Annotated in this window: 4 protein-coding genes; 3 read left to right on the forward strand and 1 reads right to left on the reverse strand. The window is 62.3% G+C overall.

From position 1 onward, the window contains the following. The 3 genes from P4U43_RS17650 to tyrS form a co-directional block, all read left to right on the forward strand. The coding region (locus tag P4U43_RS17650) for a DNA-3-methyladenine glycosylase (RefSeq protein WP_277359907.1) at nt 1-353 on the forward strand (353 nt) is incomplete at its 5' end. A gap of 36 nt (nt 354-389) precedes the next feature. Continuing rightward, nucleotides 390-2,642: an AAA family ATPase gene (locus P4U43_RS17655; RefSeq protein ID WP_277359908.1), complete on the forward strand. Its 2,253-nt coding sequence runs from the start codon at nt 390-392 to the stop codon at nt 2,640-2,642. Nucleotides 2,643-2,654: 12 nt separating this feature from the next. Continuing rightward, nucleotides 2,655-3,977 (forward strand): tyrosine--tRNA ligase, encoded by a 1,323-nt coding sequence (tyrS, locus tag P4U43_RS17660; protein ID WP_277359909.1) that lies wholly within the window; start codon nt 2,655-2,657, stop codon nt 3,975-3,977. Between the two features lie 274 nt (nt 3,978-4,251). Here the strand turns inward: tyrS and P4U43_RS17665 are convergent. Next, nucleotides 4,252-4,485: hypothetical protein (locus P4U43_RS17665; protein WP_277359910.1), on the reverse strand; the 234-nt coding region annotated here is incomplete at its 5' end.

Here is a 4,485-nt window from a genome sequence, read left to right on the forward strand (position 1 = left end):
ACCGGGACCTTGCGCGCGGTCCGGCGCGCCTGGCGCAGGCCCTCGGGATCGACCGGGAGTTGGACGGAACGGATGTTTTCTCTGACCGGCTCCAGCTCACTTTGCCGGACCATCCTGCAGACCCCCTGCGTCTTCAGACGGGCCCGCGCGTCGGCGTGAGTGGACCCGGCGGATCACCGGCCTACCCCTGGCGCTACTGGCTGGCCGGGGACCCGAGCGTCTCCGTGTACCGGCCGGCCGCCAAGCCCCGAGGCGCCCGGAGGGCGGCTGATCCCGCACGGAGAACCGCATCGGGCGAAACATCCGGCAGCGTGCACAGCGGCATAAAGGAAATTCGCACCGAAGGGGGATAGAATTGACGGTCCGCCTTGGCGAGAGGGAAACGCGCAATGCATGAAATGTCAGTAGCCCGGAACGAGCTGGACCACGAGCGGGGTTATGTGGCCGGCCTGTATCAACGGCTTGATGAACTGCGGGCCGAAAAGCAGCGCCAGCTCGATCAGGTGCGCCGGACGACATCGGCCGGATCACATCAGAACCGGTCCGAGCGCGATGCGTTCGCCACCATGTACGAGGACCGCCTCGCCCAGTTGAATGCGGTCGATGACCGGTTGGTGTTCGGGCGTCTCGATCTGGACAGCGGTGATGAGCGCTACATCGGCCGCATCGGTCTGTCCTCCGAGGATCTGCAGCAGCTCATGGTGGACTGGCGTGCACCGGAAGCGGGTACCTTCTACCAGGCCACAGCTTTCGAGCGGATGGGCGTCCGCCGCCGTCGTCACCTGATCCTTTCCCAACGGGACGTCGTCGCTGTGGAAGATGATGTCCTCGACGCTTCCATGCTTACTGACGCCGACTCGCTGCAGGGGGAGGGAGCGCTGCTGGCCGCGCTGAATTCGCGGCGCACCGGGCAGATGTCGGACATCGTCGGAACTATCCAGTCCGAGCAGGACCGCATCATCCGCGCGCCGCTGCCGGGCGTCGTCGTCGTACAGGGCGGTCCGGGTACAGGCAAGACGGCCGTCGCCCTGCACCGGGCTGCCTACCTGCTGTACACACACCGGGAGCGGCTCAAATCTGCCGGAGTGCTGCTGGTCGGTCCTACCAATGCCTTCATGAAGTACATCGAGCGCGTGCTGCCCTCGCTGGGTGAAACCGGGGTGGTGATGGCGAGCATCGGCAGCCTGATGCCGGGGATTCAGGCTGTTCAGGAGCAGTCAGAAGAGACGGCAGAGCTCAAGGGCAGGCTGGACATGGCCGGCGTCATCAAGCAGGCTGTGGCCAACCGGCAGCGCATACCGGCTGAGAACCGAAAGCTCAACGTCGAGGGGACCACCCTGATCCTCACTCCCCGGCAGGTCCGCCGGGCGCGGGACCGCGCCCGCGCCACCGGGAAACCGCACAATGAGGCGCGTACTACGTTCGTGAAGATCATGCTGCGCGAGCTCACCGAGCAGCTGACTGAGCAGCTCGAAGAATCCTCGGGTGCCGGAAACACCGCGGACCGCTCCTATCTCACCGAGGACGTACGGACCTCGCGCGATGTGCGGATCGCGCTCAATCTCGCCTGGATGCCCATGACGCCGGAGAAACTCCTGCGGGACCTTTACGCCAAGCCTGCCCAGCTCGAGGCCGCCGCACCCCACTTGAGCGATGCCGAGCTGGAGCTGCTCTACCGAACGGAAGACGCGCCATGGACGGAAGCGGACGTCCCTCTCCTCGATGAGGCTGCGGAACTGCTGGGTGAGCTTGATGCGTCCGCAGGACGCAACGCCGCGGAACAGGAACAGGAACGACGCCGGGACCTAGCCAACGCCGAGCGCGCCCTGGAGAACGTCAGCGGCACACTTGAGGACGCCGGCATTGACGGCATGCTCAGTGCCGAACAACTCGCGGAGCACAATACGGTTGCGGAATCGCGGTTGACGGCTGCCGAGCGTGCATCCGGTGACCGCACATGGGCGTATGGGCACATCGTGGTGGATGAAGCGCAGGAGCTTTCGCCGATGCAGTGGAGGCTGCTCATGCGCAAATGCCCTCTCAAGTCCTTCACGATTGTCGGTGACATTGCGCAAACCAGCTCCATCGCCGGTTCCCACTCGTGGCAGCAGGCACTCGAGCCGTTCGTGGGGGAGCGGTGGCAGCTTGAGGAGCTGACGGTCAACTACCGGACGCCGGCGCAGATTGCCGAGGCGGCAGTACGCATGGCTAATGCCGCAGGCCTCGTCGTGTCTGCCCCGAAGGCGGTCCGCGAAGGGCGGTGGGATCCGGTGATCGACCAGGTTTCGGAGCTCGAACCGGCGTTACTGTCTGCCTTGCCGGAGGAACTGGATGCGATTTCCGATGGTCTTCTTGCCGTCATCGCGCCTGCGCGCATCGTCGAGCAGGTCCGGGCCGCCGTCACGGCGGCGTACGGCAACCGAGTCGGCAGGGGCGCAGGCGGGCTGGGCCAGGACATCGTGGTCACCACACCACGCGAGGCAAAGGGCCTGGAGTTCGACGGCGTAGTGGTCCTGGAACCGGCCGAGATGCTGAAGCAGGAAGCCGTCCGGGTAGGGGACCTGTACGTCGCAATGACCAGGCCGACCCAGCGTCTCCGCCTCATTTCGACGGGCGAAATTCCGGAGGGCATTGAGGGCTGATATTTTGAAGCAGTGCAACAACCTACCGAAGCCGCGCACGCGGCCGTGAACCAGCAGCAAAACGACAGCTCCTTCGAGAACCTCTGGCAGGAGCTGAAGTGGCGCGGGCTGATCCACGTTTCCACTGATGAGGCGGAGTTAGAAAAACTTCTCGCCGGCGCACCCATCACGTACTACTGCGGTTTTGACCCCACGGCTCCGAGCCTGCATCTGGGAAACCTCGTCCAGTTGCTGACAATGCGCCGGCTTCAGCTTGCTGGTCACAGGCCGATTGGCCTGGTCGGTGGATCCACGGGGCTGGTGGGAGACCCCCGGCCGTCCGCTGAGCGCACCATGAACACAAAGGAAACCGTTGCCGAGTGGGTCGGGTACCTACAGGGGCAGGTCCAGCGGTTCCTGAGCTTCGAGGGCGACAACGCTGCCCGGATGGTCAATAACCTTGACTGGACTGCGCCCATGAGCGCAATTGATTTCCTGCGCGAGGTCGGCAAGCACTTCCGCGTCGGCACCATGGTCAAGAAGGAAACAGTTGCCAAGCGTCTGCACTCCGAGGAAGGCATCAGTTACGCGGAGTTCAGCTACCAAGTGCTGCAGGGCATGGATTACCTGCATCTTTTCCGCGACCACCAGTGCGTCCTGCAGACCGGCGGGTCTGATCAGTGGGGCAACCTGACCAGTGGTACGGAACTCATCCGCAAGGTGGAGGGCAAGACTGTCCACGCAATCGGAACCCCCCTGATCACCAACTCGGATGGCACCAAGTTCGGCAAGAGCGAGGGCAATGCCGTTTGGCTGGATTCGGAAATGACCACACCGTATGCGATGTACCAGTTCTGGCTGAACACGTCGGATGCAGATGTCGTCGACCGGTTGAAGGTCTTCACCTTCCGCAGCCGTGCGGACATCGATCAGCTGGCGGAATCCGTGGCCGACCGGCCGCACCTGCGTGAGGCGCAGCGCGCCCTCGCCTTCGACGTCACTTCACTGGTTCACAGCGTCGAGGCAACGAACAAGGTGATTGCTGCCTCTGCGGCACTGTTCGGGCAGGGCGACCTGACCGAGCTGGACGAGGTCACTCTTCGCGCTGCAACCGCTGAGCTGCCAACCGCAAAGGTCGACGGCGGCGGGCTTGGCATCATCGATCTCCTCGTGAGCAGCGGGCTGTCTCCCAGCAATTCCGCAGCCCGCCGAACCGTCGCTGAAGGCGGTGCCTACGTGAACAACGAAAAGGTGTCCGATCCTGACGCCACCGTCGGTCCGCAGCAGCTGTTGCACGGTCGGTTCCTGCTGCTCCGTCGCGGAAAGCGGACACTCGCAACCGTCGAAGTCAGCTAGTTCCCGCCGGTTTCCGGCTCGTCAGAAGGCGATTTGCAAGGGACCCGAAGGCCGTGTAATGTTTTCTGAGTCGCCGCCGCTGAGTGGTGACAAACCCCCTCCTAAAACCGAATGGTTCGGGCATGCGCTGAGCGCGAAAGCCCAAAGCCAGACAGTTTGTGGTGGGCGGATTCGAATTGTTCGGTCGAATTCCGGCAAATAAGCCGATTTGACAGAAACAATTCGGATGAAATAGATTTAGTAACACCGCAGCACGGAAATGTAAATGAAAACTTTACAAAGTATGTGAATTGCTTCTGTTGTTTGAGAACTCAATAGTGTGCCATGTTTGTTGATACCGATTGTTTTTTGATTGGTTGATTTGCTGGTCATCTCGCCCTGGTGGGGTGGCTGGTTTTTTGGCTGGTTTCGAATTTTGTGCAGCATGGGCTTCTCTTTTTCCGGGGGGTTTGTGTTGTGTTCGTAGTTTTTTACGGAGAGTTTGATCCTGGCTCAGGATGAACGCTGG

Source organism: Arthrobacter vasquezii (genome assembly GCF_029455255.1).
Lineage (GTDB): Bacteria > Actinomycetota > Actinomycetes > Actinomycetales > Micrococcaceae > Arthrobacter_D > Arthrobacter_D parietis.